Origin of the sequence: Dactylosporangium sp. CA-139066 (genome assembly GCF_050936175.1) — a bacterium.
GTDB lineage: Bacteria > Actinomycetota > Actinomycetes > Mycobacteriales > Micromonosporaceae > Dactylosporangium.
Genome location: NZ_JBNJNH010000001.1, coordinates 5,734,802 through 5,758,369, shown reverse-complemented (window position 1 = coordinate 5,758,369; position 23,568 = coordinate 5,734,802). Strand labels below are relative to the sequence as shown.

The following is a 23,568-nucleotide window of genomic DNA, read 5'->3' as shown; positions in this document are numbered from 1 at the left end:
CGGCCGGGCAACCGGCCCGCTCCGCCCGGGCCGGATCTTGGTGCGTGCCGAACTCGCACGCCCCGACAGGAGACCGACCCATGCCGCAGCCCACCCGGACGCACCGCATCCGGCGTACCCTCGTCGCCGCCTTCGCCGCGCTGACCGGGACCGTCGCGCCGCTCGCCGCCGCGCCCGGCGCCGCGTCGGCCGCCGACGAACCGGGGCTGCTGTTCTCCTGCCGGGCCCGCGGCGCGGCCTGCGACACGCCGGTGTCGTACACCCTGCCCGAGCCCAGCGGCACCATGACCAACGCCGAGTTCATCGCCGCCGCGGCCCCGGGCGCGCGGCTGAGCCAGCGCGAGCACGGCGTGCCGGCGTCGGTGACGATCGCCCAGGCGATCCTCGAGTCCGGCTGGGGCCGCAGCGCGCTGTCGACGTACGACAGGAACTTCTTCGGCATGAAGTGCTTCGACAAGGGCCCGTACGCGACCGGGTGCAGCACCCACAACACCAGCGAGTGCACCCCGGCCGGGCAGTGCTACCCGACGAGCGCCTCGTTCCGCACGTACGCCACCGCCGCCGACTCCTTCCGCGACCACGGCAACCTGCTCGCCACCAACGCGCGCTACGCCAACGCGTTCGTGTACCGCAGCGACCCGGACCGCTTCGTCGCCGAGGTGGCCGCCGCCGGCTACGCCACCGACCCGCAGTACACGCAGAAGCTGACCGGCATCATGGCGAAGTACAACCTCTACAGCTACGACGCCTAGACTCTGCGGATGCCCGATCGCTTCCTCACCCACCTGCCGGTCGGCGGGCCGGCCCAGCCCTTCGAGGGCGGCATGCCCGGCTGGGAGATCTTCCCGTTCGAGGGCGACCTGCGGGTCAAGCCGCTCGAGGCGCCGGTGCTGCCCGAGCCGCCCCGCGACGGCGAGGACGGCCCGGACACGTGCTCGACGTGCCGGGACCCCATGCGCAACGTCGTGTGGAGCGACGAGCACTGGCGGCTGCGGCACCTCGGGGGGCCCTCCGCCGTACCGCTGACGCTCCTGCTGTGGCCGGCCGGGCACTACGACTCCGACGACCTGCCGGCCGAGCGGGCCGCCGAGCTGTTCCCCCTCGCGCAGCGCATCGAGCGGGCCATCATGGGCCTCGGCGGGATCGGCCGGGTGCACATGATGAAGGTCGGCGACGGCGCCTCGCACCTGCACCTGTGGTTCATGGCCCGCCCCGCCGGACTGACCCAGCTGCGCGGCAGCTGCCTGGCCCTGTGGGACGACCTGCTGCCCAAGCAGGACGACGCCGGATGGCGCGCCGCCCTGGCCGAGGTCGGCGCCGCGCTCGCGGCCGAAAGCGGCACCGCCCACTAGAGTGGCTGCATGGATGCTCCCGTCGCAGCGCAGCAACGGCCGGCCTGGCGGGTCGTCCTCGGTCTCGCCCTCGCCCTCCCGGCCTTCATCCTGCTGCTGACATCCTACGTCGAACCCCTCGTCTGGACGGTCCGCTCCAGCTTCCAGCGGCTCACCGTGATCCGCAGCGCCGCCGGGCCGGACGTGGGCTTCGACAACTACGGCGACGTGTTCAAGGCCGGCCTCGGCGGCGCGTTCGGCCGGGCGCTGCTCCTCGCCGTCGTGCCGCTGCTCGTGGTGCTGCTGCTCGCCCCGGTGCTGGCGTGGCTGGCCCACCGCGGCGGCCCCGCCGGGCGCTGGGCCGCCCGCGGGCTGCTCGCCCTGCCCCTGGCCGCATACGCGCCGACCGCCGCGGCCGCCGGGCCGGTCGCCGCCGCCGCGGACGAGCCCGGCGGCGGCGTGCCGTCGGTGCTCGGCGTGTACTGGCTCACCGGCTTCGGCCTGGCCGCCGCGCTCGGCGTGACGCTCTACCTCGCCGCCCTGCGCCGCCGCTCGCTCACCGGGCCGCTCGTCGCCGCCGCGATCGGCGGACTCGCCGTCGTGGCGGTCGCGCTGCAGAGCTTCACGGTGCCCTTCATCGTCGGCGACGACCGGCAGGGCCAGACCCCGGCGACGGTGATGTACCAGCAGGCGTTCGTCTACGGCAGGTTCGGCACCGCCGCCGCCGTCTCCACCGTCCTGCTGCTCGCCCTGCTCGTGTTCGGGCTGGCCGCCACGCTGCTGCTGATCCTGACGCGGACCCGCCTCGAGTACGACGACGAGCGTCCCGCCCCCTCGCCGCCGAACTACGTCTTCCTCGCCGCCGTCGGCGGGCTGACGATCGCCGTCCTCGTCGTCAGCTGGCTCGGCCTCGGCGACTGGCTCACCCGCATCACCGACAGCCGCGAGCCGTCCGCCGACATCGCCGGCGTCAGTGTCGGCGTCAACACCTGGCTGCCGCCCGTCATCTCCGCCGGCGTCGGCGTCACCGTCGCCGCCCTGGCCGCGGCCGGCATCAGCGGCCTGCGCCCGCTCGGCCGGCACAGCGAGTGGCTGCTGCTGCCGTTCGGGCTGTTCCTGTTCGTCGGCGTCACCCCGCTCGCCGTGCGGGCGTTCGCGGCCGGGCAGACCGCCGGCCGGCTCGACTCGTTCATCGGGCTCATCCCGCCGACCCGGGTCGCGATTCCCGCGCTGGTCGTCCTGGCGCTGCTGGTGCGCGGGCAGGTGCGCCGCCGCGAGGAGGCCGCCGCGCGCGGGCAGGCGGTGTCCTGGGCGCGCACGATCCTGCCCGCGGCGCCGATGCTGCTGCTGGCGTACCTCGTGACGTGGTTCGTCGAGTCCCAGGACCTCGTGTGGGGCCTGCTGAGCGGGTACGGCGAGCACGCCGACGCCCAGACCTACCTCGCCCAGGCGCTGCGAGACATGCAGTACCGCACCTTCGGCAGGCTGCCGTTCGACACCGTCCTGCCGCTGTGGGCGCTCATCCTGCTGATCCTCCTCGCCGGCGCGGCCCAGCTGCTCTACCTCGACCGGGTCGCGCTGAAGGCCGGCCGCCGCGACGAATAGATACGTGCACGTCCGTCGATTTGTCACACCCGTGCTCTAAGGTGACGACCATGACCGACCCGTACGCGCTGCCGCAGGCACTCCCGGCGCCGGCCGAGCCACAGCGGCCGGCGTGGCGGACGGCCGTCGGACTTCTGCTCGCCCTGCCCGCGTTCGTGCTGCTGCTCACCTCCTACGTCGAGCCGCTCATCTGGACGGTCCGCTCGAGCTTCCGCAACGCGACCCTGCTCGACGGCAAGGCCGAGTCCGTCGGCTTCGACAACTACGGCGCCGTCGCCGACGCCGGCCTCGGCGGCGCGTTCGGCCGGGCCCTGCTGCTCGCCCTCGTCCCGCTGCTCATCGTGCTGCTGCTCGCGCCGGTCCTCGCGTGGCTGGCCCACCGCGGCGGCGTCCCCGGGCGCTGGGCCGCCCGCGCCCTGCTCGCCCTGCCCCTGGCCGCCTACGCGCCGACCGCCGCGGCCGCCGGCCCGATCGCGTCGGCCGCCGAGGGACGCACCGAGCCGCCGTCGGCCCTCGCCGTCTACTGGCTCACCGCCTTCGGCCTCGCCGCCGCGCTGAGCGTCACGCTCTACCTCGCCGCGCTGCGCCGCCGCGGCGTGCCGGCGCTGCTCGTCGCCGGCGGCATCGCCGCGCTCACCGTCGTCGCGCTGGCGCTGCAGAGCTTCACCGTGCCGGCCGTCGTGCGCGGCGCGAGCCGCGACGACAACGTCCCGGCCACGCTGATGTACCAGCAGGGCTTCCTGGCGGCCCGGGTCGGCACCGCCGCCGCCGTGTCGACCGTGCTGCTCATCGTGCTGCTGGTGCTCGGCGCCGCCGCGACCCTGCTGCTGATCCTGTCCCGGACGCGGCTCGAGTTCGACGACGAGCGCCCGGCCGGCGGCGCCTTTCCCGCCGGGGTCTCGCCGATGTACGCATTCGCCGCCATCGCCGGCGTCCTGGCCCTCATCGTGCTCGTCGTGAGCGTGCTCGGCCTCGGCGGCTGGCTCACCCGCAGCACCGAGAGCTTCGAGTCGGGCGGCCAGGAGGGCAACGTCGGCGTCAACACCTGGCTGCCGCCGCTCGTCGGCGCCCTCATCGGCGTCACCGTCGCCGCCCTCGCCGCGGTCGGCATCAGCGGCCTGCGCCCGCTCGGCCGGCACAGCGAGTGGCTCCTGGCCCCGTTCGGCCTCTTCCTGTTCGTCGGCATCACCCCGCTCGCCCTGCGCGCGTTCGAGTCCACGCGCAGCGGCGACCGCCTCGGCACCTTCATCGGCCTGATCCCGCCCGGCAGCAGCGTCGCCATCCCCGCCCTGTTCGTCCTCGCCCTGCTGGTCCGCGGCCAGCTCGAGCGCCGCGCGACGGCCGCCGCCCGCGGCGAGCCGCTCCCGTGGCTGCGCACCGTGCTGGGCGCGGCCCCGATGCTGCTGCTGGCCTACCTCGTGACGTGGATCGTCGCCGCCCAGGACCTCATGTGGGGCCTGCTCGCCGGCGGGCACCACTTCGACGCCCAGGTGCTCATGCTGCAGGCATTGGGCGCCCGCGCCTTCGCCGGCCGCGACCTGCCGTTCAGCTCGGTGCTGCCCCTGTGGGCACTGATCCTGCTGTTCCTGCTGACCCTGGCAGCACAGCTGGTCTACCTCGACCGCGTGGCCCTGCGCACCGGCCGCCGCCCGGACTAGCCCGCTCCCCACGCCCGCCACCCTCGCGGCGGGGTGCTTCGCGCTCGCCGGGCCCGCTGCGCTCGTGGACTTCCTGCGTACCCGCTCAGACCGGTCAACGGCGGACCCGATAGCGCAGGTGAAGCACCCGGTTGCCCTGCATCACCACGTCGGGTCCCTCCAGCAGGTGCTGCGCGCCGACCGGCCCGAAGTAGCGCTTGCCGGACCCGAACACGACGGGTACGACGTCCATGCGCACCTCGTCGACCAGGCCCGCGGCAAGCACCTGGCCGCCGACGTCGCCGGCGGCGACCTCGACCAAGCGGTCACCCGCAAGCTCCTGCGCCTTGGCCACGGCCGCCTCGACGCCGTCGACGAAGTGAAACGGCGCCTCGGAATCCCAGCCCTCGGGCTGCGGCCGGTGCGTCACGACGACCACGTGGTCGACCCCGGCCGGCGGCTTGCCGTCCCAGCCGTCCGTCATGTCGAAGACGTGGCGGCCGACGATCGTGACTCCGATCTGGTCCCAGTACGGCCGGGTGTAGTCGTAGGACGTCTGCGACACCTTCACCTCGCCGCTGTCGTCCAACGGGACGTCACCGCTGGACAGCCAGTCGAATAGCGGCCCGGGCTGGTCATGCTCGTCCGCGATGAAGCCGTCCACCGACACCGAGCTGTACATGACGACCTTGCCCACGGGGCTCTCCTCTGCTTCGGGATGCCCTCAACGTAGCGTCTCGTGAGCCGTCGCTCTTGTAAGAAATCAATCGGCCGGCAGCGGCCAGCCGTCGAACACGTGGCCGGGATGCTCGCGCAGGAACCGCCGCCGGACCTCGACGTACCGGGTCGGCGTGAGCCCGGTGAACGCCCGGAACTCGTGGCCGAAGTGGGCCTGGTCGAAGTAGCCTGCGCCACCGGCGAGCTCGCCCCAGTCGATCGGCCCGGCGGGGTCGATCGCGAACACGGCGGCGGCGAAGCGGTAGGTGCGGGCCAGCCGCTTCGGCGTGACGCCGATGAGCTCCTTGAACCGCTGTGCCAGATGCGTGCCGCTGACACCGGCCGCCACGCTCAGGTCGCCGATCGCCGCCGCCCCGCCGGTCGCCGCGATGACGCCGCTCGTATGGCGGACCAGCCCCAGTCCGGCGGTCTCGCACAGCCGTCGCATCAGCTCCTCCTCGAGCAGCGTCAGCATCTCGTGCGGCCCGTCCGCCGTGGCCAGCCGGTCCCGCAGCTCGGCAACGGCGGCCCGGCCCCACACCTGCTCCACCGTCACCGGCCGGTCACACAGCTCGGCCGCGGGCATCGGCAGGAACGGCGCCAGCCCCCACGGCTTGACGTGCACGCCGACGGAGCTGGTCCCGGGCGGGTAGCCGAACTCCAACGCGCGGGTGGGCGTGGTGACCACGCAGCCGTCGGCGTACTCGGCCGCCTCGAGGTCGGTGCCGCCGCGGATGCGCAACGGCGCCCCGAGGTTGACGATGAGCAACGCCGCCGGCATCGGCGGCAGCATCAGCCGGGCGTACGGCGGCGCCCCCGCCAGGTAGTAGAGGTCGTCGATCAGCCCGTCCAGCGGCGGTCGCGGCACTCTGGACACGTACTCCATGCCCCAGCATCCCCGACGCCACGCCGGAATGGTGCAGCCGCGCTCCCGCGAGTGAACCTGCGCTCGTGCCACGACGGCCCACCACGTCGTCGGCGCGGACGGCGAGTGATATGCGTGCGCCGTGCGGGCCTCCTGATGCCCATCGGCGTGCGAAGTGCCGGAACAGCCCGGCCGCGTCGCCGACCGGGTGCTGCCCGTTCGGTCACATCCGCCCCACCTGTCGCGCAAACGACATCCCATCGCGATCCGGGCGCGGGTCCGATGCGGCACGATGGGCGGGCCGGCGTACCGACGGTGCGTGCTTGGACCACGAAGAGTGCTGGGGGCGCAATGGGGCTGTTCGGCCCGTCCACGGAACCGTTCCTGCCCGACCGCGACTATCTGCCGGTTGCGATGCCGACGACGGACGTCCACGTCCTGCAGGTCCTCACCCGCGACGGGCGGGCCCTGCGCCGCTACAGCGACCTCGAGCGGATCGTCCTGGGACCGGCCGCGCCGCCCGTCGTCGCGCGCGACCAGGCGGTGGTCGACGCCAGCGGCAAGGCGACGAGCCGGGCGAAGCTCGACGTCGGGCTCAACGTGGTGTCGTCGCTGATCCGGGCCCTCGGCGGCGACGCCGGCCTCGACGTCACCGTCGAGCGGGCGGCGACGGTCGAGTACGGCTACTCCGGCGTCGTCGCCGACCGGGTCGACCTCGCCAGCCTCGACCAGTGGCTGGCGGCCGGCGCCCTCGCCCCCGACCTGCGCAACGCCGCCGACCTGATCGGGGCCCGGGATGTGTACGTCGTCGTCGGCGCGCTGAAGGCCCGCGCGGTCGAGGTGCGGCTGCTCGACGAGGCCTCCAACGGCGTCGAGGTCGACGTCCCGGCCATCCAGGCCGCGGTCGGCGGCAAGGTGTCGGTCAGCGGCGGCTCGACCCGCTCGTCCCGGATGACGTTCCAGGGCGAGAACCCGCTCACCGTGGCGGCGAAGGCGGCCCAGCTGCGCCTCGGCGCCGGCGGCCTGTGGATCAACGAGCGGTTCCGCACCGACGGCGAGGTCCGCACCATCGACGAGCCGTACCAGTTCCTCGGCGGCGCCGAGCTCGAGCTGGACTGAGCGGTGCCGGACCACGCGCTGGTCGTCGGCTGCGACGCGTACCCGAACGCGCCCGGGGCCGACCTGCGTGGCGCCGTCGCCGACGCGGTCGCCGTGCGCGACTGGCTGACCGGGCCGGGCGGCGTCCCGGCCGAGCACGTCACCTGCCTGCTGTCGCCGAGCGCCGCCGGGCTGCAGCCGGGCGACGGGGTGGCCACCGGGCCGGCGACGTTCGCCGAGTTCGGGTACGCGATCGACCGCCTCCTGCAGCTGCGCGCCGGGCCGTCCGATCGCCTGTTCGTGTACTTCGCCGGCCACGGCATGCGCACCGACCCGGTCAACCCCGTCGTCGCCCACGACGCCCTGCTGCTGCGCGACTTCGACCGCCGGCTGCCGCAGCTGGGCTGCGTCGGCGTGCAGGACCTCGTGAGCCGGCTCGAACAGACCGGCTTCGGCGCCGTCGTCGTCATCCTCGACGCCTGCCGCGACTTCCCGTTCCGCTGGTCGGTCACGCTCGGCGGCATCGGGTTCAACGGCCCCGCCACGAGCGGCCCGCCGGCCCGGATCTTCCTGCTCCAGGCGACCCTGCCGGGCCGGACCGCGCACGCCGGCGACGTCGGGGGCGTCATCCGCGGCGACTTCACCGTCGCCGTCCTCGACGCCCTGGCCGGCGCCGGCGCCGCCAAGCGCTTCGACGACACCGCCGCCCGCCCGTACATCGTCGACTGGACCGGCCTGACCGCCTACGTCGAGGCGGCCGTGCCGGAGCAGGGCCCCCGCCCGCGCGGCGACGGCAACCTCGTGCTCGCCACGTTCCCCGACGGCGCGTTCGACCCGGTCAAGCTCACCGTCGAGGTCGGCCCCGACGCCGTGCGGGCCGACCCGGCGCTGCGCGTGCGTGTGAGCTACGACGATCCCGGCCGGGCCGAGGACGTACCGCTCATCGGCAACGGCCCGGCCCCCGTCCACCTCGACGTCCCGCCGCGCCGCCACCGCGTCGTGGCCCGCCTCGGCGAGCAGTGGAACCGCCGCGCCGTCGACGTCTACACCGACACGACCGTCACGCTGAGCGTCGACGGCCCCGGCCCGTCGACGCAGCGCACGTACACCCCGGAGGTGTCCCGCCGGGAGGTCACGGGCCCCGAGGGCCTGGTCACCCTCGTCGCCTCCGACCCGCTCGCGCCGATCGAGCTGCGGACGCTGTCGGGCCGGGTGGTGGCGTCCGGGGTCGGCGAGCTGCCGGCGGAGGTGCCCGCCGGGCAGTACACGGCGGCGGCCCTCGACCACGCGGCCCGCGAGCACCTCGAGGCGGTGGAGGTGCTGCCGTTCGTCGCCACCGACATGGCGATGCGGCTGCCGGACCCGGCCTACGTCGCGGTCGAGCACGCCCGCCGCCACGCCGGCACCGACCCGCGCCGGGCCGTGGTGTGTATCGCCGGCGGCTCCGACCCCGACCTGGTCCTCGACGCGCCGCCGCCGTGGCTGACGGTGCCGCTCGCCGGTCACCCGGTCACCGTCCCGCTCGCGCCCGGCGTGATCGCGGTGCTGTCGCTGCTGGACGCGCCGGTGTCGGTGACGCTGTACGACATCGCCGCGCTCGACGACGAACGCGCCCTGCTCGCCCTGGACCGGGCGCAGCGCCTCTATGCGGCCGGCCGGCGCACCCCGGCCGCCCGGGTCTTCGCCCGCGCCGGCGTGGTGGCGCAACCGGCGCCCGTGTTCCGTGCGTTCGGCGAGGCCCTCGGCGGCGCGGCGGGCGAGGCGCTGGGGCACGGGCTGGCGGCCCGCGTCGACCCGGCCGACCGCGGGTTCCTGCTGCCGGCCGCGCCCTGGGCGGTCTTCCTCGACCGCCCGGAGCGCGGCGGCGGCTAGAAGCGCAGCGCGTCGAGGTACTGGAAGCCGTTGCGCGCCGTGGTGAGCGCGTCGGCCGGCGTGCGCGGCGGCGTGCCCGCGTCGTCGCGCTCGATGATGAACTCGGCGATCCCGGCCTCGCGGGCGTGGGCGAAGATACGGCCGAAATCGATCAGCCCGGAGCCGGCGTCCTCGAAGCTGCGGGCGGTGTTGAGGTCCTTGACGTGGACCTGGCGGATGCGGCCCCGGTGCTTGGCGATGAGGTCGACCGGGTCGGCCGCGCCGACCCACGCCCAGAACAGGTCGACCTCGAGGTGGACCAGGCCCGGGTCGGTCTCCGCGGTGAGGATGTCGTAGCCGGTGCGCGGCCCGCCGTCCTGGCGGGTGAACTCCAGGTTGTGGTTGTGGTAGCCGAAGTCGATCCCGGCCTTGCGGGCCAGCGCGCCGGCGCGGTTGAGGTCGCGGGCCATCGCACGGTACTTCGAGCCGTCCCGGATCGGCTGCCCGGTGCTCGGGTCGATGCCGAAGAACGGGTGCACGATGTACCGGTTGCCCACGATGTTGGCGTCCTCGAGGGCCCGCTGCCACGCGGAGGCGTCGAACGGCTGCGGGATGCCGACGTGCCCGGACGTGGCGCGGATGCCGGCGTTGTCCAGCGCGGCCCGGAACTGCGCGGCGGTGCGCCCGACGAACCCGGCGTGCTCGATGCGGGTGTAGCCGATGCGGCGCAGCTCGGCCAGGCTGCCGTCGAGGTCGACGTTGAGCTGGTCGCGCAGGGTGTACAGCTGCACGCTGATCTGCTCGCGCGGCACCCGCTGCGGGCGCCCGCCCTGGTCGCCCTGGTCGCCGGCGCCGGCCGCGGCGGCCGGGCCGGCGCCGAGCGTGACGCCGGTGGCGAGGGCGGCCGCCCCGGCGGTTGCGCCGAGGATGCGGCGGCGGGTGAGGGGCGTGGTGGCGGGGTGTGGCATGGCGGCATCGCCTCCCAGGCGTTCCATGATCGAGCTTCATCAATTGCTTGAGTCACCGTAATCAATTGCTGAAGCAAACGGAACTTTTGATTGCTTCGATGAAAGTTTGCCCGCCGCTCGGCGTGTCGGATGCCCGTCGTATCGGCTCCGCACGGCGCGCGGTCCTCCGAGTCGACCGCGGCGCGATGGCGCCGCGGCAGTCGAGAAGGGGGGATCGAGGCATGACGCTCGTCGTCAACGTCATCACCGACCTAGCGCCTGTTTCATTACTGAGGCGGGGCTGCGGCCGGCCCAGATTCCGCCTGGCGGCGTCCCGCGAAAGCCGGGTTACAACACCGGTAGCCAGGCTTCCGCGGGCCACCGCCAGACGAAATCTGGACTCGGCCTCGCTCCCACCCCAGTAATGAAACAGGCGCTAGGCGGCACCGTGACCGGTATCGACATGGCCGGCCGCCCGGCGCACGCGTTCGGGACGCGGGAGGGCCTGCACACGACGGCCTGGGCGGTGCTCGGCGACGCGGTACGCCGCCGCCTGATCGGCCGCAGCGTGACCGCCGCGGCCACCGCGCTCGGCACGCTGAGCGGCCTGGTCCGGGAGCGGGCCACGTTCAGCGGGACGGTGGCCCTGCCCACCGGCGGCCGCCGGGAGGCGTTCGTGGCGGCGCTGGACGCCGCGGACGATGCCGTCGCCGGCGTCGGCACCGCGGGCGGCGCGGACGCCCGCCGGCTGAGCCTGCAGGAGGCGATCGTGCAGTACCTCACCGCCCGCAACCTGGCCCCGATGGCCGGCGCCGACCTCGGCCAGGCCCAGGCGACCGGCGACGGCAAGGGCACCGCCCGCCGCCTGGCCTCGACCGAGGAGACGTCGGCGGAGCGGATCTACGACGCCGAGGACCTGCAGGCCGCGCTGTGGGGCCTGCTCGACCCGCGCACCATCGCGTACGCCGCCGGCACCGCCTGCACCGACGCCACCATGCCCGGCCAGCGCGGCAACGCGCAGGCCCGCGTCGCCGACCTGATCCGCCGGCATCTGGCCGAGGTCGCGGTCGCGTACCCGCTGGCGTACCGGCGGGCCGAGCTCGCCGACGGCGACGTCGTGGCCGACCTGTACGCCCAGACCCGCCTCGAGTTCGACACCGTGACCCTGCCCGACCTGCCGGGCGGTCTGCGCGGACCCGCGAGCCCCGAGCAGGTGGAGGCGCCGGCCCCCGCGGGCTGGGCCGGCGCCGGCGCGGGCACCGGCACCATGGTCGGCCTGTTCGTGCAGACCGTCGGCGGCACGCCCACCATCTCCTCGGTCCTGGTGGCCGGCCGCGGCCCGACGCTGCTCGGCAGCGGCCGGCAGGGTCACCACCTGACCGCGCACATCGCGGTGGTGCACGCGGTCCGGCGGGCCCTGGCCGGCAAGAGCCTCCCGGACGCCCGCACGAGCCTGCTGTCGCTGGCCAACCACGTGAGCGACCTGCAGACGTACCCGCGGCAGGATCTGGGCCTGGAGGACCCGACCGACACGTTCGCCGACGCCCGCGAGCGGCTGGTCACCGCGATCGGCACGCTGTCCGAGGCGCAGCCCGACGCGCTCGTCACCGCGCTGCAGGCCTGCGCCGCCGCGTACCTGGCGCTGCGCAACGCGATGCCGCTGGCCGGCGTCGACCGCGGCGCGATGGCGAACTCCCGCAACGAGGCCCGCCACGCGCTGCTGCTGTCCCGGGCCCAGCAGGGCACGCCGGCCTCGCCGGCCGCGGTGCGCACCGCGATGTGGGGCCTGCTGGACTCGGCGGCGCTGAAGTTCATCTACGACGGCATCGACCGCTACCAGGCCCCCGGCTCCAACCGCAGCGCCCTCGGCCGCGTGGCCGACGCGCTCAGCGTGCACCTGGACACCCTGGAGCAGGCCTGGCCGGTGCCGTTCGCGGAGGTGAACATGCGCTCGTACGCCTCGATCCAGGGCTTCGTCGGCGCCCTGAACATGGTCATCTCGATCCCGGACCTGCTCGGGCTCATCCACGGGGTGTCGCGGGCGGACGTCGCGGAGGCGGAGGAGGAGGCGAGCAAGGCGCAGCGCAAGCGGCGCCGCGACGCGGAGACCGGCGACCCGGCACGGGAGAGCAACCGGCCGCGCCGGACTTCGGCGTCGATCGCCATCGAGAAGAACCGCAAGCTGCTCAGCGAGGACGGCGTGGAGATGGCGGACGAGGTCTGAAGGAAGTCCCTCACATGTCGCCTGTCAGGGGATAAATCCGACAAGTCGTGGCGCGCCAGCGCCCGACTTGTCGGGTCCGCCATCGGGCGAGCGCGAATTGCATTAGAAACTGTATTAGTTGCTGTTAGAGTCCGGGGGTGTCCGAGGAGGAGCTTGACGTCGTTGAGCTGACCGCCGTGCTCGAGAGCTTCGTGCGCATGTTCATCCGGCTGCCGGCGATCCAGCGGCTGAGCTTCACGACCCTGTCGGTGCTGCACACGCTCGCGCGCGTCGGGCCGATGCGGCTCACCGAGCTCACCGCCAGCGAGCAGGTCACGCAGTCGGCGGTGACGCAGATCGTGACGAAGCTCGAGCGCGACGGCCTCGTGCAACGCCGGCCCGATCCCAGCGACGGGCGGGCCGTGCTCGTCAGCGTCACCGCCGCCGGGGCCGCCGTCGTCGAGGGGCGCCGGGCCGACCGCATCGGGCACCTCCGCACGCTCGTCGCCGCGCTCGGCGACGAGGAGCGCGCGGCGATCGCGGGGGCGCTGCCCGCGCTCATGCGCCTGACCGACCTGGAGGCCCGATGACGTTTCCCCTCACACCGGCCCCGATCCGCGTCGACGACGACGTCCTGGACGACCTGCACCGCCGGCTCGAGCTGACCCGCTGGCCCGAGGGCGAGGGCTACGACGACCCGCACTACGGCGTGCCGCGATCCGTGCTGCGCGGGCTCGTCGACTACTGGCGCGATACCTTCGACTGGCGCGCGGCCGAGCGGGCCATCAACGCGTACGAGCACTACACCGCCGACGTCGACGGCGTGCCGATCCACTTCATGCGCCGGCCGGGCGAGCGGGCCGGCGCGACGCCGCTGATCCTCAGCCACGGCTGGCCGTGGACGTTCTGGCACTGGTCGCGGGTCGTCGACGACCTCGCGCGGGACTTCGACGTCATCGTCCCGTCGCTGCCGGGGTTCGGCTTCTCCGGGACGCGGCCGGGCATGAACTTCTCCGCGATCGCCGAGCTGTGGCACGAGCTCATGACCGGCGTGCTCGGCTTCCCGCGCTACGCGGCGGCCGGCTGCGACGTCGGCGCCCTCGTCACCGGGCAGCTCGGGCACAAGTACGCCGGCGAGCTGCTCGGCATCCACATCGGCTCCGGGCAGAAGCTCACCCTGTTCAACGGCGACCGCGGCTGGGACCTCAGCGGCGGGCAGCCGATCCCGGCGGGGCTGCCACCGGAGGTACACCGGCAGCTCCTGGCCTTCGAAAAGCGCTTCGCCGTGCATCTCGCCGCGCACGTGCTGGCGCCGCACACCCTCGCCTACGGGCTGACCGACTCGCCGGCCGGCATGCTCGCGTGGATCCTGGAGCGCTGGGCGGCGTGGAGCGACAGCCGCGGCGACATCGAGACGGTGTTCACCAAGGACGAGCTGCTGACCCACGCCACCATCTACTGGGCGACCGGGACGATCGGCACCTCCATGCGCACGTACGCCAACAACAACCGCTACCCGTGGACCCCGGCCCACGAGCGCACCCCGCCGGTCGAGGCGCCGACCGGGCTCACGTTCGTCGGCTACGAGAACCCGCCGGGCGTGAGCACGGACCGGCGGGTCGAGCACTTTCTCGGCACCGACCGCGCCGGGTGGTACAACCTGGTGCACCTGACGGCCCACGACCGCGGCGGCCACTTCATCCCGTGGGAGGCGCCGGGGGAGTGGGTCGAGGATCTGCGCCGGACGTTTGGCGTCGGCGAGCCGCCTCGTCCAGGGCGATGAGGTCCTTCAGCCCGGGGCGTCGCGGGCCGGCCAGCAGCGGCGCCAGCGCGGCCGCCGTCACCTGAGCCACCGCGCGGTGGGCGCCGCCGCGCATCGCCTCGGTCAGCGGCGCCACGACCCGGCCGAGCTTCAGCCGCCCGGACCCGGCCAGGGTGGCGATCTCCGCGCCCGTCGCGGCGCCGTCGAAGCCGGGCCGGGCGGCGAGGGCCAGCAGCGCGTCCGCGGCCGCGAGCCGCACGTCCGGGCGGTGGTTTCCCAGGGTGTACGCCAGGACGAGCGCCATCGCCGGCCCGTGCGGACCGTCGGCGGCGGCCAGGCCGGCGAGCATGGCCGTGCCGAGGTTGGACCGGTCGCGGACGGCGACGTGCGGGGTCAGGTGGGCGGCGGCGATCTCGCGGTGCGAGGGCGTCACGAGCGGCCACAGGGCGATGTCGTGGGCGGCCCAGCTGTACTGGATGCGGGCGTGGGCGGTGCGCGGCTCGGCGACGTCCCCGGGCAGGTCCGCGCCGAGCTCGAGGCAGGCGAGCCGCTCGGTCGCGCCCCTGGAGTCCGCCGTCGGCTCCTCGATCCAGACCGCCGGGTCGCAGGGCTCCCGCCGCACCCACTCGGCGAACGTGCGGCCGGCGGTCGAGGCGAGGCGCTCGGCGCCGGCGCGCACGGCGGGGCCGATCTCGCGGGGCAGGCGCAGCAGCGCCTGGGTCAGGTCGCGGTGCCCGGGCGCCCAGCCGTCGCGCTCGGCCGCCGCGAGCAGCGCCAGGACCCGCTCGGGGTCGACGTGCCCGGCGGTCGTGGCCGGGAACGCCAGCAGCGCGCCCGGCGGGTCGGCGGCGAGGCGCTCGGCGAGCTCCGCGCAGCGGGCGTCGATGAACCGCGACAGCGGCTCCCGGCTGCGGCTGTCGAGGTGGCGCGGGTCGGTCACGGGCCGGCCGGCGGCCGCGGCGAGCAGCTCGGACCACAGGCCCGGCCACTGCGGCTGGACGGTCGCCAGGGCCCTGGCGGTGGCGTCGCGGTCGCCGCGGGCGGCGCGGACGAGGCCGTCGAGGACCAGCTCGTGCTGCACGGGGTCGGGCTCGCCGGCGTTGCGCAGCCACGCGGCGGCCTCCATGACGAGATCGTCGAGGTCCAGCGGCGCCGGCATCGCCGCGGGCGGGTCGGCGACGAGCAGGGCAGCGGGCTGCGGCCCGGCGGGGTCGACGCCGAGCAGCTCGGCGAGGCGTTCGCCGAACGGGCCCTCGATCCCCGGTACCTCCGCCACCAGCCGCTCCCGGGTCGCCGCCGGCAGCCGGTCCAGGCGCGGCTCGACGAGGGTGAGGACGAGCTCGGCCAGGTCCGGGGCCGGGTGCTGCAGGCCGTCGGCGAGGGCCTCGGCGAGGTCGGGGAACAGCTCGTCGAGCGGCCGCCGGCGCAGCCACGCCACGTGGGCGCGGACCAGCTTCTTCTCCGGGCGGGTCAGCATGGCCCGGGTGAGCTCGGCGGTCTCGGCGGCGTCGAGGGGCTCCAGCGCGTCGAGCGCGACGAGGCCGTCGCGGGCGAACCCGGCGACCGTCGAGCCGGGCGCGGCGAGCAGGCCGAGCAGCTCGCCGCGGTGCGCGGCCAGCTCCGCCGGCGCCGGGGCCAGCTCGCCCAGCAGTGACAGGAACGGCGCGAGCAGGCCGGGGCGGCCGCCGGTGCGCAGCCGGCGCAGGCAGCCGGCGATGAGCGTCTCGCGGGGCAGGCGCTTGCCCGCCGTCAGCTCGATGAGCGCCAGCGGCCAGTCGCGGCCGGCGTACCCGGTGCCGAACGCCTCGCCGACCCGGTCGTCGTCGAAGATGTACGGCAGCGCCGATGCGAACCACGGGTCGTCCGCCAGGACGTCGGCGAGCCGGTTGCCGCGCCACATCGTCACGTACTGGGCGACGGCGGCCGGCTCCTGCGGCAGCCCCTCGCCGGCCGCGCGCAGCAGCGCCTCGGTGAACGCCCACGGCGCGACCGCCGTGCGGGCCCGGCGGGCCAGGTTGCGCCCGACGGTCGCGCACCACGCCGCGCCCCGGATGCGCAGCAGCGGCCCGGCGGCCTCGGCGGTCAGCGGCAGCGGCGGCTCGGGCCAGCGCCGGTTGGCCGCCCTGACGACGTCGGCGGCGCGGGGCAGCCCGGCGGCGACGGCGAGCGCCCGCGCCGCCCGCCGGCCCTCGTTGACCTGGCGGGCCCGCTGCTGCGCGACCCGCGTCAGGTGCCAGCGCTCCCGCCCGGACCCCGGCTCCCACCTCGCCGCCTGCGGGTCGCCGGCGAGGTACTCCCGCATCGCCTCGAGCCCGTCCGGCACCGTCTCGACGGGCGGCTCGTACGCCTCCAGGGCCGGCAGCAGCGCGGCCCGCCCGGCCGGCGTGGCCGCGGCGAGCAGGTCGGTGAGCCCGTCGAAGTCGCCGTCGTCGATCCGCGCGCGCACCCGGCCCCAGAGCTCGTCCATGCCGAGGCATGATGCCAAAGCCGCCGCCGGGGTGCTGTCCCCCCGGTCCGCTCAGACGACGCAGAGCTCGTTGCCCTCGGGGTCGGCGAGCACGACGTGATCGGGGCGCCCGTCGAGGTCGACCTCGGCCAGCTCATGCCCGCGAGTGTGGCGGGCTTGATAGGCAAGTCGCCACTTGCGTATGCTGGCCGGCGTGGCGGACGGCGACCTCTTCCGGGCGATCGCCGACCCGACGCGGCGCATCATCCTCGACGAGCTGAGCGAGCGCGACGGGCAGACGCTGTTCGAGCTGTGCGGCCGGCTGGCCATGCAGCACGGCATCGCCTCGTCCCGGCAGGCGATCTCCCAGCACCTGGACGTCCTCGAGTCGGCCGGGCTGGTGCGGACCCGCCGCGAGGGGCGGTACAAGTTCCACCACATCGACCCCGCCCCGCTCGAGGCGATCGTCAACCGTTGGCGTCCGAAGGAGAACCCATGAAGATCAATCTGGCCAGCGTGCTGGTCGACGACCAGGCCAAGGCCCTGCGCTTCTACACCGAGGTCCTCGGCTTCGAGAAGAAGCACGACATCCCGCTGGGCCCCGGCGTCAGCTGGCTCACCGTCGTCTCGCCCGAGCTGCCCGACGGCGTCGAGCTCGTCCTCGAGCCCGACTCGCACCCGGCGGTCAAGCCGTTCAAGGACGCCCTCGTCGCCGACGGCATCCCGTGGACGTCGTTCGCCGTCGACGACGTGCAGAAGGAGTACGACCGGCTCGTCGCCGCCGGCGTCGTCTTCACCCAGCCGCCGACCCAGATGGGCCCGGTCACCACCGCCGTCTTCGACGACACCTGCGGCAACCTCATCCAGATCGCCGCCCAGTAGCGGACCGGCGCTAGAGTGTCCGCGTGACCCCGTGCATGACCGGTTGGTGGCGCGCCCCGTAGGGCGGCCCACCCTCCTCATGCACCCACGGCCGCCCTGACCGGGCGGCCGTTTCCGTGTCCACGGTGCCGGGCCGCCCCCGACCGGAAGGACACCCCGTTGCACAACGCTTGGCCGACGCTGCTGGACCGGCTGCTCGCCGGGCACGACCTCACCGCCGGCGCCGCTGCCTGGGCCATGGGCGAGGTGGTCCGCGGCGACGCCACCCCCGCCCAGCTGGCCGCGCTCCTCGTCGCGCTGCGGGCCAAGGGCGAGACCGCGGACGAGCTCGGCGGGTTCGCCGACGCCCTGCTGGACGCCGCGCCCGCCGTGCCCATCCCCGGCCCCACCCTCGACATCGCCGGCACCGGCGGCGACGGCACCAACGCCGTGAACATCTCCACGATGGCCGCGATCGTCGCCGCCGCCGCCGGCGCGCGGGTCGTCAAGCACGGTGGCCGGGCGGCGTCCGCGACGAGCGCCGGGTCCGCCGATGTCGTGGAGCGGCTGGGTGTACCGCTGGATCTCACGCCGGCAGCGCACGCCGCCGTCGCCGTGGACGCCGGGATCACGTTCCTCTTCGCGGCGCAGGTCCACCCCGGCATGCGCCACGCGTCCCCGGTGCGCCGCGAGCTGGGCGTGCCGACCGTGTTCAACGCCCTCGGCCCGCTCATCAACCCGGCCGCACCCACCCACCGCCTCGTCGGCGTCGCCTTCGCCGCGATGCTGCCGCTGCTCGCCGAGGTACTGCGCGCCCGCGGCGCCCGTGCCCTCGTCGTGCGCGGCGACGACGGCCTCGACAAGCTCAGCACCGCGACGACGTCACAGGTCTGGACCGTCCGCGACGGCGCCGCCCACCGCGAGGTCCTCGACCCGGCCGCCCTCGGCATCCCGCACCCGGCCCCCGGGGCGCTGCGCGGCGGCGACGCCGAGGCCAACGCCCGGGTCGTCCACGACCTGCTGGCCGGCCGCCCCGGCGCGGTCCGCGACGCCGTGCTGCTCAACGCCGCCGCCGCGCTCGCCACCTTCGACGACGGCCCGCTCCTGCAGCGCCTCCGGCACCAGCTGGAGCGCTGCGCGGCCGCCGTCGACTCCGGCGCCGCGGCCACCACCCTGGCCCGGTGGGTGACCACGGCGCAGGCGCACGCCGGGTACGCTGCGGCCGGTGCCGTGGGAAGCGGTCCGGGCCCGCATTGACGCCGCCGACCTCGACGGGCTCGCCGAAGCGCTCGCGGCCGCGACCCCGTCCGAGCGCCCGCAGCTGCGGGCGACGCTGGACTCGTTCGACCCGCACATGGACGAGCTCACGTGGCGGGCCCGGTTCGGCGGCGGGCACACGGCCGCCGAGGCGCCCGCGTTCCGGCGCGGCCTCGCGGAGTACCTCGCGCGCCGCGGGGTACGCGGCGCCGCGATCCTGGCCTGCACTGAGCGCGCCGCCGACGCGGTCCGGGCCGCGCACGAGCCGTGGGTCGCCGACACCCCTCGCGACGTGCTCGCCGGCGCCGCCGCCGTGCTGCTGCGGGTCCGCGGTGCGGCGTGGCGCACGACGGTGGCGCGGGGCCTCGTGCGCTGGGCCGCTCGCTGATCTCGCCGTGGCCGTTGACGGAGGCGTTGCTGGGCGCGCACGTGGACCGAGGACATCCCGTGGGGCCCGACCCGCCTGGCCATGCTCGACGCCCCCGGCTTTCCCGCCGTCGTGACGACCCGCGCGAGCCCCCCGCCCGCCTCGCGAACGGCCGCTACCCATGGTCACCCCGTCCCACCGCGAGCTGGCCGCCGCCCACATCCAGCCGTTCGCTGTGTTACTGCACGACAGGGGCGACTTCGGCACGGCCGTGCTCGCCGCGGTGTCGGTCGCCGGCGGCCCGCCGGGCCCGGCGATGGCGCTGACGCTGGCGTACACCTTGGCCAACGATCGCCTCCCGGTCCGCCTGGCCGCCGCGGACGCCCTGCTCGCGCTCTCGTCCCGCCCCGGCTGGACGGCGACGGCGGTCGCCGAACTGGCCACCGCCGCCCTGCCTCTCCTGCGCGCCGCCGCCCCCGCCCAGGCGCCGGGGAACTGGCAGAATTGCTCAGCGTGTCGGCGCGGTGATGGCGGGTCACATCGCAAGATCCAGTTTTTTGGGGTCCTGTACCGTGGATTTATCGGCCCGCCACGGACGCGGCGTCCAGGAATCCCGCAAGCAGTTCGACCCACGCAACGGGGGCATCGAGGTGGACGTCGTGCCCGGCGTCAGCAACGAGCACGCACCGCACACGCCCGCGCGCGTCACGCATCCGCGCATGCTCGCGCGCGTCACGCATCCGCGCATGCTCGCGCGCGTCACGCATCCGCGCATGCTCCGCGCCCGAGGTGGTCCCACGCTCGCCCCGCACCAGCAGCGTCGGCACGCCGATCGAGCCCCACTCGCCCCACCGTGCCTCGCCCGCCACGCCCTCGATCGCGCGCTCCATGACGTCGGCGTCGAACCGGGCCCGAAACCCGTCGGCGTGCTCCTCGAGGTCGGCGGCGAACGCCCGCGCGATCGGCGTCCCGCCGAGGTACTCGACCGCCGCCTCCCGATCGCGAAACGGCACCGGCCACCCGGCGAACCACCGCCCGAGCCGCGCCGGGTAGTCCTCGTCCCCGGGCTCGGTCCCCCCGACGCCGGCCTCGAGCATGACGAGCCGGCTCACCAGCCCCGGGTACCACGCGGCCGTCAGCATCGCCGTGTGCCCGCCCATCGACTGCCCGACGACCGCCACCGGCCGCCCGCCGAAGAGCCGCTCGATCACGGCGGCGACGTCGTCGACGTACGCCCGCCGCGACACGTCCTCGGGGCGCCGCGTGCTGTGGCCGTGGCCGCGCTGGTCGATCGCGACGACCCGGTATCGGGGCGCCAGCGCTTCGGCGGTCGGGCGCATCTCCTCGGCCGCGCCGCCCAGGCCGTGCAGCAGCACCACCGGCTCCCCGCCGGCCGCGCCGCCGGTGAGACAGGAGAGCGTGACGTCGCCGCGCCGGACCTCGACTCGTCGCAGCGGCCGCACCGGCCCGGGGGTGGCGGCCTGGAGGTCGTCGTCGCTCAGCAGGTCGTCCGGGCCGCAGGAGAAGATGCGCCGGGGCTGGGTGGGCTGCACGCATCGATCATCGCAGCCGTCGGCGATCCGGGTCCGTTCCGGCCACCGGCGCGCTCCTAGAACCCCACTGCGGCCGCGGTGCCGTGACTCGCGGCGGCGGGCGGCGGCGCGATCGGTGGTCGACGCGCCGGGCGGGGCGGGACAGGCCGGGAGCGGCCATCGGGCGTGAGCCAAGGCGGGGGCCGAAGACGCGGGCGGGCGTCGTCTGTGGAAAGGCGAAAAAAGCAACCAAAACGGCGTGCCCGGCATATCCGAAATATCCGGGCAATTAGGATGGGGCCACGGGGCGTTGGAGCGGGGGAGACAACATGCGCAGTCGTGGGCGGTTTGCCGTCGTCGTCGGGGTCACCACCGTGGCGGTGCTCGCCGGGACCGCCGGGGCGGCGGGGGCCAGCGATGAAGCGGGCGGGTCGACGGTCGCCCGGTACGACATGAACGAGCGGCCCGGGGCGCGGACCATGGTCGACAGCTCCGGCCACGGCCTCAACGGCGTCGTCGGCTCCGAGGTGATCACCGGCGTGAGCACGAGCAACGCCACCGGGTACCGGTTCACGCGGCTCGAGCCCGACACCCCGCCGACGCATCCGCGGCATCTCGCGACCGTCGGCAGTGCGCCGGCGCTCAACCCCGGCGGGCGGGACTTCGCGGTGACCGTGCGGCTGCGCACGCAGTACCACTTCGGCAACATCGTGCAGAAGGGGCAGGCCACCGTCGACGGCGGGAACTTCAAGCTGCAGATTCCCAACGGGATCGTGCAGTGCCTGTTCCGCGGGGACCGCGGGTCGCTCATCGTGTCGTCGCGCAGCCGGCTCAACGACGGGAACTGGCACACCGTGCGGTGCGAGCGGATCGCGGACGGGCTCACGCTCGCCGTCGACGGGCGGGTCGAGGCGAAGCGGCTGGGGCGCACCGGGTACATCGCCAACTCCTGGCCCCTGTCCATCGGCGGCAAGACGGCCTGCGACCAGGTCGGCGTCGGCTGCGACTACTACGCCGGCGACCTCGACTACGTGCAGCTCGAAGCCCGCTGAGAACACGGGGCCTACCGGGCAGAACCGGGCGTGACCAGGCCCGTCTCGTAGGCGACGACGATCGCCTGGGCCCGGTCGCGCAGCCGCAGCTTGGAGAGGATCCGCGCCACGTGGGTCTTCACCGTCGCGTCGCTGAGGTGCAGCCGCGTCGCCAGTTCGGCGTTGGACAGGCCGCGGGCCAGCAGCGCCAGGACCTCCACCTCCCGCGGGGTCAGCGTCGACAGGTCGCGATGCAGGGTTGCGGTGCGCTCGTCGCGCGAGGCGTAGCGCTCGATGAGCCGCCGCGTGATCGTGGGGGCCAGCAGGGCGTCGCCGGCGCGGACCAGGCGTACCGCCGCGACGAGCTGCTCCGGGCTGACGTCCTTGAGCAGGAAGCCGCTCGCCCCGGCCGACAGCGCCGCGTACACGTACCGGTCCAGGTCGAACGTCGTGAGGATGACGACCCGGGGCGCGGCCGCCGCGTCGGCGGACAGGATGCGCCGGGTCGCCTCGAGCCCGTCCATCTCCGGCATCCGTACGTCCATGAGCACCACGTCCGGCACCATGCGCCGCACCGCCTCGACGGCCTCGACGCCGTTGGCCGCCTCCGCGACGACCTCGATCCCGTCGGCGGTGAGGATCATCCGGAAGCCGGTGCGCACCAGCGCCTGGTCGTCGGCGATCACCACGCGCAGCGCCCCGGTGCTCAAACGCTCTCCTCGGTCAGTGGGATCTCGGCCACGACGCGGTACCCGCCGGTGGGGCGCGGGCCCGCGCTCAGCGTCCCGCCGTAGACCGCGAGCCGCTCGCGCAGCCCGGTCAGGCCGCGGCCGCTGCCGTGCGCGCCGGGCTCGGGGGTGCCGCCGTCGTCGACGACCTCGACCCGCAGTACCGTATCCGAGGCCGTGACGCCGACGTGCACCCTCGCCCCGGAGGCGTGCTTGACCGCGTTGGTGAGCGCCTCCTGGACGACCCGGTAGGCGGCCAGCCCGACGCCCGGCGACACGTCCGGGGTCTCCAGCGACACGGTGACCGGCACGCCGGTCTCCCGGACGCGGGCGGCCAGGCCGGCGATCTGCGCCAGGCCGGGCTGCGGCGCCAGGTCGGTGCCGTCGTTGTCGACGGTGAGCAGCCCGATCACCTGGCGCAGCTCCGTCATCGCGGCCCGCCCGCCGGCCTCGACCGCGAGCAGCGCCTCCTTCGCCATCTCCGGCGCGGTGTCCATGACCTTGCGGGCCGCGCCGGCCTGCACCACCATGACGCTCACGTTGTGGGTCACGACGTCGTGCAGCTCGCGGGCCAGCCGGGCCCGCTCCCGGTCGACGGCCAGGCGGGTCGCCGCCTCATGCTCCCGTTCGAGGGTCCGGGCCCGCTGCCGCCACGTGTGGATGGCGTTCGCGGCCAGCCCGACCGACGACAGCAGCACGAACGTCACCAGGCCCGACGGCAGGCCGGGCAGGTTGTCGTGGTTGTACCCGATGACGAGCGCGGCGGCGGCCACGACGCTGGCGACCGCGAGGTTGCGGTACCGGCTGTACATCGGGGCGCTGTAGGCGGCGATCACGGAGGCGACGACGGTCCACGTCGGGTCGGCGTTCATGTGGTACACCCGGAACGCGCACGCCGCGATGACCAGGAACGACGCCAGGGGATAGCGCCGGCGGGCGGCGAGCGGCAGCGCGGTCAGCGCGGCGACGACGAGCAGCCCGCCGCGAGCGTCGTCCGGCCGGTCGGGCGGCGGCAGCGGGCGGAAGACGGGGTACGGTGCGGGCGGGGCGTCCGGCGGCTCCCACCTGAGGTCGACCTCGGCCTGCATCGCCCTGTCCGGGTTGCCGTGCAGCGGCTCGGCGGCCCCGTTGACCGCGCCGGCGCCCAGCAGGACGGCCAGGATGATGTCCGCGGCCCACGCCCATCCGCTCAGCCGGGGCGGCTGGCCCGGGGTCACCACCCGCAGCCACGCCACCGCGGCGGCCCACCACCGCCGTACGCGCTCCCGCCAACTCACCCGCCCAGTCTCGCCGACGGGCGGGCGGCGGCGCGTCCGGACCGGTGCGTACA

General features: G+C 75.0%; 21 protein-coding genes. 14 read left to right on the top strand and 7 right to left on the bottom strand.

The features are described 5' to 3' along the window. Nucleotides 1–80: 80 nt before the first annotated feature. From gsmA to ACQEVU_RS26370, 4 genes are read left to right on the top strand one after another with little or no spacing between them, the layout of a single operon-like run. Nucleotides 81–752, top strand: coding sequence for a sporangiospore maturation cell wall hydrolase GsmA (gene gsmA / locus ACQEVU_RS26385; RefSeq protein WP_433327988.1), 672 nt, complete (start codon nucleotides 81–83; stop codon nucleotides 750–752). Between the two features lie 9 nt (nucleotides 753–761). After that, nucleotides 762–1,352: a hypothetical protein gene (locus tag ACQEVU_RS26380; RefSeq protein ID WP_433327986.1), complete on the top strand. Its 591-nt coding sequence runs from the start codon at nucleotides 762–764 to the stop codon at nucleotides 1,350–1,352. A 9-nt stretch (nucleotides 1,353–1,361) separates the two neighbouring features. Next, nucleotides 1,362–2,936: a sugar ABC transporter permease gene (locus ACQEVU_RS26375; protein ID WP_433327984.1), complete on the top strand. Its 1,575-nt coding sequence runs from the start codon at nucleotides 1,362–1,364 to the stop codon at nucleotides 2,934–2,936. A 50-nt stretch (nucleotides 2,937–2,986) separates the two neighbouring features. Continuing rightward, nucleotides 2,987–4,594, top strand: coding sequence for a sugar ABC transporter permease (locus tag ACQEVU_RS26370; RefSeq protein WP_433327982.1), 1,608 nt, complete (start codon nucleotides 2,987–2,989; stop codon nucleotides 4,592–4,594). A 94-nt stretch (nucleotides 4,595–4,688) separates the two neighbouring features. Here the strand turns inward: ACQEVU_RS26370 and ACQEVU_RS26365 are convergent, their stop codons facing one another. Both ACQEVU_RS26365 and ACQEVU_RS26360 read right to left on the bottom strand, forming a co-directional pair. Beyond that, nucleotides 4,689–5,270: a dihydrofolate reductase family protein gene (locus tag ACQEVU_RS26365; RefSeq protein WP_433327980.1), complete on the bottom strand. Its 582-nt coding sequence runs from the start codon at nucleotides 5,268–5,270 to the stop codon at nucleotides 4,689–4,691. A gap of 66 nt (nucleotides 5,271–5,336) precedes the next feature. Continuing rightward, complete coding sequence (locus ACQEVU_RS26360; RefSeq protein ID WP_433327978.1) at nucleotides 5,337–6,176, bottom strand: helix-turn-helix domain-containing protein; 840 nt, start codon at nucleotides 6,174–6,176, stop codon at nucleotides 5,337–5,339. Nucleotides 6,177–6,506: 330 nt separating this feature from the next. On the opposite strand from ACQEVU_RS26360, the gene ACQEVU_RS26355 reads away from it, so the two are divergent. Next, nucleotides 6,507–7,274 (top strand): hypothetical protein, encoded by a 768-nt coding sequence (locus ACQEVU_RS26355; RefSeq protein WP_433327976.1) that lies wholly within the window; start codon nucleotides 6,507–6,509, stop codon nucleotides 7,272–7,274. A 3-nt stretch (nucleotides 7,275–7,277) separates the two neighbouring features. Further along, nucleotides 7,278–9,125: a caspase family protein gene (locus tag ACQEVU_RS26350; protein WP_433327974.1), complete on the top strand. Its 1,848-nt coding sequence runs from the start codon at nucleotides 7,278–7,280 to the stop codon at nucleotides 9,123–9,125. Here ACQEVU_RS26350 and ACQEVU_RS26345 read toward each other — a convergent pair. Beyond that, a complete protein-coding gene (locus ACQEVU_RS26345) occupies nucleotides 9,122–10,099 on the bottom strand; it encodes a sugar phosphate isomerase/epimerase family protein (RefSeq protein WP_433327972.1) in 978 nt (325 codons plus the stop codon). The two genes, ACQEVU_RS26350 and ACQEVU_RS26345, sit on opposite strands and share 4 nt — an antisense overlap. Before the next feature lie 400 nt (nucleotides 10,100–10,499). Between ACQEVU_RS26345 and ACQEVU_RS26340 the strand changes: the two genes are divergently transcribed. From ACQEVU_RS26340 to ACQEVU_RS26330, 3 genes are all read left to right on the top strand, one after another. Further along, nucleotides 10,500–12,275, top strand: coding sequence for a hypothetical protein (locus ACQEVU_RS26340; RefSeq protein WP_433327970.1), 1,776 nt, complete (start codon nucleotides 10,500–10,502; stop codon nucleotides 12,273–12,275). A gap of 137 nt (nucleotides 12,276–12,412) precedes the next feature. Next, entirely contained in the window at nucleotides 12,413–12,844 is a 432-nt protein-coding gene (locus ACQEVU_RS26335) for a MarR family winged helix-turn-helix transcriptional regulator (protein ID WP_433327968.1), read from the top strand. After that, the gene (locus tag ACQEVU_RS26330) at nucleotides 12,841–14,037 is read left to right on the top strand and encodes an epoxide hydrolase family protein (protein WP_433327966.1); all 1,197 of its coding nucleotides are present in this window, start codon (nucleotides 12,841–12,843) and stop codon (nucleotides 14,035–14,037) included. The genes ACQEVU_RS26335 and ACQEVU_RS26330 overlap by 4 nt, the downstream gene beginning before the upstream one ends. On the opposite strand, the gene ACQEVU_RS26325 is transcribed toward ACQEVU_RS26330, so the two are convergent. Beyond that, a complete protein-coding gene (locus tag ACQEVU_RS26325; RefSeq protein WP_433327964.1) occupies nucleotides 13,952–16,483 on the bottom strand; it encodes a hypothetical protein in 2,532 nt (843 codons plus the stop codon). The genes ACQEVU_RS26330 and ACQEVU_RS26325 overlap by 86 nt on opposite strands. A gap of 181 nt (nucleotides 16,484–16,664) precedes the next feature. On the opposite strand from ACQEVU_RS26325, the gene ACQEVU_RS26320 reads away from it, so the two are divergent. From ACQEVU_RS26320 to ACQEVU_RS26305, 4 genes are all read left to right on the top strand, one after another. Next, nucleotides 16,665–16,961 carry an ArsR/SmtB family transcription factor gene (locus ACQEVU_RS26320; protein WP_433335094.1) on the top strand — a complete coding sequence of 99 codons (297 nt, stop codon included), beginning with the start codon at nucleotides 16,665–16,667 and terminating at the stop codon, nucleotides 16,959–16,961. After that, a complete protein-coding gene (locus ACQEVU_RS26315) occupies nucleotides 16,958–17,344 on the top strand; it encodes a VOC family protein (protein WP_433327962.1) in 387 nt (128 codons plus the stop codon). The genes ACQEVU_RS26320 and ACQEVU_RS26315 overlap by 4 nt, the downstream gene beginning before the upstream one ends. Before the next feature lie 159 nt (nucleotides 17,345–17,503). After that, the gene (gene trpD, locus ACQEVU_RS26310) at nucleotides 17,504–18,580 is read left to right on the top strand and encodes an anthranilate phosphoribosyltransferase (RefSeq protein WP_433327960.1); all 1,077 of its coding nucleotides are present in this window, start codon (nucleotides 17,504–17,506) and stop codon (nucleotides 18,578–18,580) included. Then, nucleotides 18,549–18,968: a hypothetical protein gene (locus ACQEVU_RS26305; protein ID WP_433327958.1), complete on the top strand. Its 420-nt coding sequence runs from the start codon at nucleotides 18,549–18,551 to the stop codon at nucleotides 18,966–18,968. The genes trpD and ACQEVU_RS26305 overlap by 32 nt, the downstream gene beginning before the upstream one ends. A 557-nt stretch (nucleotides 18,969–19,525) precedes the next feature. Here the strand turns inward: ACQEVU_RS26305 and ACQEVU_RS26300 are convergent. After that, nucleotides 19,526–20,401, bottom strand: coding sequence for an alpha/beta fold hydrolase (locus tag ACQEVU_RS26300; RefSeq protein WP_433335092.1), 876 nt, complete (start codon nucleotides 20,399–20,401; stop codon nucleotides 19,526–19,528). A 407-nt stretch (nucleotides 20,402–20,808) separates the two neighbouring features. Here ACQEVU_RS26300 and ACQEVU_RS26295 point away from each other — a divergent pair, with 407 nt between their 5' ends. Continuing rightward, nucleotides 20,809–21,531, top strand: coding sequence for a laminin G domain-containing protein (locus ACQEVU_RS26295; RefSeq protein ID WP_433327956.1), 723 nt, complete (start codon nucleotides 20,809–20,811; stop codon nucleotides 21,529–21,531). Nucleotides 21,532–21,542: 11 nt separating this feature from the next. Here the strand turns inward: ACQEVU_RS26295 and ACQEVU_RS26290 are convergent, their stop codons facing one another. Both ACQEVU_RS26290 and ACQEVU_RS26285 read right to left on the bottom strand, forming a co-directional pair. Then, complete coding sequence (locus tag ACQEVU_RS26290) at nucleotides 21,543–22,220, bottom strand: response regulator (RefSeq protein WP_433327954.1); 678 nt, start codon at nucleotides 22,218–22,220, stop codon at nucleotides 21,543–21,545. Then, nucleotides 22,217–23,515: a sensor histidine kinase gene (locus ACQEVU_RS26285; protein ID WP_433327952.1), complete on the bottom strand. Its 1,299-nt coding sequence runs from the start codon at nucleotides 23,513–23,515 to the stop codon at nucleotides 22,217–22,219. Before ACQEVU_RS26285 ends, ACQEVU_RS26290 begins: the two co-directional genes overlap by 4 nt. Nucleotides 23,516–23,568 lie beyond the last annotated feature (53 nt).

Coding starts and splice junctions, on each gene's coding strand:
- ACQEVU_RS26370 (WP_433327982.1), top strand. CDS start 2,987: ATGACCGACCCGTACGCGCTGCCGCAGGCACTCCCGGCGCCGGCCGAG.
- ACQEVU_RS26375 (WP_433327984.1), top strand. CDS start 1,362: ATGGATGCTCCCGTCGCAGCGCAGCAACGGCCGGCCTGGCGGGTCGTC.
- gsmA (WP_433327988.1), top strand. CDS start 81: ATGCCGCAGCCCACCCGGACGCACCGCATCCGGCGTACCCTCGTCGCC.
- ACQEVU_RS26380 (WP_433327986.1), top strand. CDS start 762: ATGCCCGATCGCTTCCTCACCCACCTGCCGGTCGGCGGGCCGGCCCAG.
- ACQEVU_RS26325 (WP_433327964.1), bottom strand. CDS start 16,483: ATGGACGAGCTCTGGGGCCGGGTGCGCGCGCGGATCGACGACGGCGAC.
- ACQEVU_RS26320 (WP_433335094.1), top strand. CDS start 16,665: ATGCTGGCCGGCGTGGCGGACGGCGACCTCTTCCGGGCGATCGCCGAC.
- ACQEVU_RS26355 (WP_433327976.1), top strand. CDS start 6,507: ATGGGGCTGTTCGGCCCGTCCACGGAACCGTTCCTGCCCGACCGCGAC.
- ACQEVU_RS26360 (WP_433327978.1), bottom strand. CDS start 6,176: ATGGAGTACGTGTCCAGAGTGCCGCGACCGCCGCTGGACGGGCTGATC.
- ACQEVU_RS26295 (WP_433327956.1), top strand. CDS start 20,809: ATGCGCAGTCGTGGGCGGTTTGCCGTCGTCGTCGGGGTCACCACCGTG.
- ACQEVU_RS26315 (WP_433327962.1), top strand. CDS start 16,958: ATGAAGATCAATCTGGCCAGCGTGCTGGTCGACGACCAGGCCAAGGCC.
- ACQEVU_RS26330 (WP_433327966.1), top strand. CDS start 12,841: ATGACGTTTCCCCTCACACCGGCCCCGATCCGCGTCGACGACGACGTC.
- ACQEVU_RS26345 (WP_433327972.1), bottom strand. CDS start 10,099: ATGGAACGCCTGGGAGGCGATGCCGCCATGCCACACCCCGCCACCACG.